We start from the raw sequence: 2,899 nt of genomic DNA on the forward strand, positions 1-2,899 counted from the left end.
ACCTTGCCGTCATCGCTGGCCCAGCTGATTTCGGCGCCCGGGCCATAAGCCTTGCCCGAGAAATCAAACTTGATATTGCGGTCGTACTCGCGCTGCACGGAATACTCCGGGAAGCGGCGGAAATTGTTGAGCACGTCGTAGACCTGACGCATGTCCTTGCCAACGACCAACGACCGTTCGACATGGCCGCTGCCAGGCATCACCACGCCCACGACCACCGCCACGACGATGACGATGATTAGGGCAACAATAAACTCAAGAACACGCATCATTCCAGGATTCTCCGCACGTCTCTTCTGGTACACGGCACAAGGGCAGCCGCCGGAGACCGGCCCGCCACGGGAGATTCCCGAAGAATCACTGCCTGAACGGGGGTCGGCCAGCGCCGAAGTTTCCGATACTACTTGCTCCGGCGTCCAGCCGTAAAGACTGCCTGACACGGGGCTTCCAGACGCCTGCGAATGGCGTCCGGCAAGGCTCCGCAAGGATTCAGAGCCGGTTTGCGACCTCCGCTAGGTGAAGATCGCAAACAGGCTCTCAGACGATGCCGAGCTCCAGCGCCTTGAGCACCGCACGCGTGCGGTCGCGCACGCCCAGCTTGGAAAGAATGTTGGAAACGTGGTTTTTCACCGTTCCCTCCGCCACTTTCAAGGAGTTGGCGATCTCCTTGTTGCTGTAGCCGCCCGACAGCAGGCGCAGGATTTCCGTCTCGCGCTCGGTCAGCGGGTCGGGCTGTTCCAGGCTGGTGAACTGGTTCTGCATGCGGCCGACGCCGGCCAGCAGGCGCTGGGTGACCATGGGCGCCACCAGCGAACCGCCGGCAGCCACGGTGCGCACGGCCTCCACCAGTTGTTCCAGCGAGACGTCCTTGAGCAGATAGCCGCGGGCGCCGGCCTTGAGGCCTTGCAGCACGAGCTGATCGTCATCAAAGGTGGTGAGGATGATGGTGGGCGGCAATTCATTGCGGGCGGACAGCGCCTGCAGCACTTCGAGCCCGCTCATGTTGGGCATGCGCAGGTCCAGCAGCACCACGTCGGGCCGGATCCGCGGGATGTCCTGCACGGCCTGGGCGCCATCGGCGCATTCGGCCACCACGCGGATGTCCTCGGCCAGGTCCAGCAGTGATCGGACACCCTGGCGTACCAGGTTCTGGTCGTCAACGAGACAGACGGAAATCATCGCGGATCCTCGAAACGTAGGTGGCCGGCGTGCGATGCCCGCGGCCAACGGAGAAAACGATGCGGCTATCCAAGCAGCACATTTTTACACGACAACCCAGCAAGGCTACAGCATGCCCAGCGCGGGTGGCTCGAACCGTGACGGGGTGTGCGCGAGTTCCGGCAGCTCGCCCAGCGGCAGGCGCACGGTAAGCGCAAAACCCTGCAGCAGCGCCGGATCGACCATCACACTGCCCTCGAATTCGACCAGTCGCTCGCGCATGCCCGACAAGCCATTGCCCGGGCGGAAGTTGGTCGCGCCGCGGCCATCGTCGCGCGCGTAGAGCTCCAGCAGGTTGGCGTTGACGTAATCAAAGCGTAGCCACAGGTTGCGCGCGCCGGCATGGCGCGCGGTATTGGTGATGATTTCCTGGGCACAACGCAGCAGCACCTGGGCGCGACGGGGATCCTCCACGCTGAAGCGCGGCGGCGTTTCCATGTGGACGTTCAGGCCTGGCACGCCCTCGGTCAGGCTGCGCAAGGCGACGGTGAGGTCGATCGCGTCGTCCTGGCGCAGCTCGCTAACCACTTCGCGCACGTCCGACAGCAGATGCTTGGCGGTCACCTGCGCTTTCTGCACATGTTCGGCGGCCTGCGCGTTGACCAGGTGGCTGGCCACTTCCAGATTGAGGCTGAGCGCCGTCAGGTGATGGCCGACCAGGTCGTGGAGGTCGCGCGCAATGCGCATGCGCTCGGCGATGCGGGTGGACTCGGCCAGCAAGGCGCGGGTGGCGCGCAGCTCGGAATTGAGGCGCCGCTGCACTTCGCGCTCTTCGGCCTGCAGGCTGGCGATCATCGAGGTGAAGAACACCAGGGCCGAGATGCCCAGGTACATGCACACCTGCAGGAACGCCGTGACGATGGTCCAGCCCATGTAACTGGCGATGATCGGGATCAGCATCAGGTTCTGCAGCAGCATCCAGGCCAGTCCCGCGCCCACCGGCAGCTGCCAGGGCAGCACCACGGCGATCACCAGCATCAGCATGGCCGACAGGCCGCTCTGGCTGAACCAGCCCATGGCCACCGCCGAACCGGTCAGCACCACCAGCCCGAGCAGCTGGACGATGGAGGGGTAGCCGGTCTGGCGCGTCATGCCCGAGCGCCGGGTCAGCAGCAGATAGGTCACGCCGAAGATCAGGTAGGAAAGAATCCAGCCCGTGATATTCGGGTTGCTCCACCACGCACTGACCTCCGCCAGCCCGCCAGGACCGGAGAGCAGCGGCAGCGCGACGCAGAGGTACGTGAACAGACCAGCGTACCGGAGCAGCCGGATGTGATTAATGTTTGACCAGGCCATATGCGCATCATTCGCTACCCGCAGACTTGGTGCAATGCGTGAGAAGTCATTGCTCCACCCCTGCCAGAAGGCACAAAGGTTGGCGCTTTACAAAGGTTTTACATGGTGCGCCGTGTTATGTGCGGCCGCGTGGCGCATGTCATAATGCCGCCGTCACGCGGGGCCGATCCAACGGTCTTACTCTTCGAACCACACACAGCGGAGCAACGAATGGCCCTTGCCATCCGCGACGTGCGAGAGCACGACCTGGATGCCGTACTGGCGCTCAACAACGCCGCCGGCCGCACCATCCTCGCCCTGGACACCGCACAGCTGCGCTATTTCTACGACCACGCGGACTATTTCCGGGTGGCCGAAATCGATGGCCATCTTGCCGGTTTCCTGG

3 protein-coding genes and 1 pseudogene are annotated in these 2,899 nt (G+C 63.8%); 1 reads left to right on the plus strand and 3 read right to left on the minus strand.

The features are described 5' to 3' along the window. From AC1DMG_RS21315 to AC1DMG_RS21325, 3 genes are all read right to left on the minus strand, one after another. Window positions 1-305, minus strand: a 305-nt coding sequence (locus tag AC1DMG_RS21315; RefSeq protein WP_477181073.1) for an SRPBCC family protein, incomplete at its 3' end; no start/stop codon positions are given. Window positions 306-537: 232 nt separating this feature from the next. Beyond that, on the minus strand, window positions 538-1,179 hold the full coding sequence (locus tag AC1DMG_RS21320; RefSeq protein WP_046970578.1) for a response regulator: 642 nt from the start codon (window positions 1,177-1,179) through the stop codon (window positions 538-540). Between the two features lie 105 nt (window positions 1,180-1,284). Then, entirely contained in the window at window positions 1,285-2,514 is a 1,230-nt protein-coding gene (locus AC1DMG_RS21325; protein WP_441604199.1) for a sensor histidine kinase, read from the minus strand. A 210-nt stretch (window positions 2,515-2,724) separates the two neighbouring features. Here AC1DMG_RS21325 and AC1DMG_RS21330 point away from each other — a divergent pair. After that, window positions 2,725-2,899 (plus strand): annotated as a pseudogene (locus AC1DMG_RS21330) (GNAT family N-acetyltransferase); the annotation flags it as partial.

This window comes from Dyella sp. 01N36, from assembly GCF_056399745.1.

What these genes read in the sequence shown, in the direction of transcription:
- AC1DMG_RS21325 (WP_441604199.1), bottom strand. Translation starts at nt 2,514, where the DNA reads ATGGCCTGGTCAAACATTAATCACATCCGGCTGCTCCGGTACGCTGGT.
- AC1DMG_RS21320 (WP_046970578.1), bottom strand. Translation starts at nt 1,179, where the DNA reads ATGATTTCCGTCTGTCTCGTTGACGACCAGAACCTGGTACGCCAGGGT.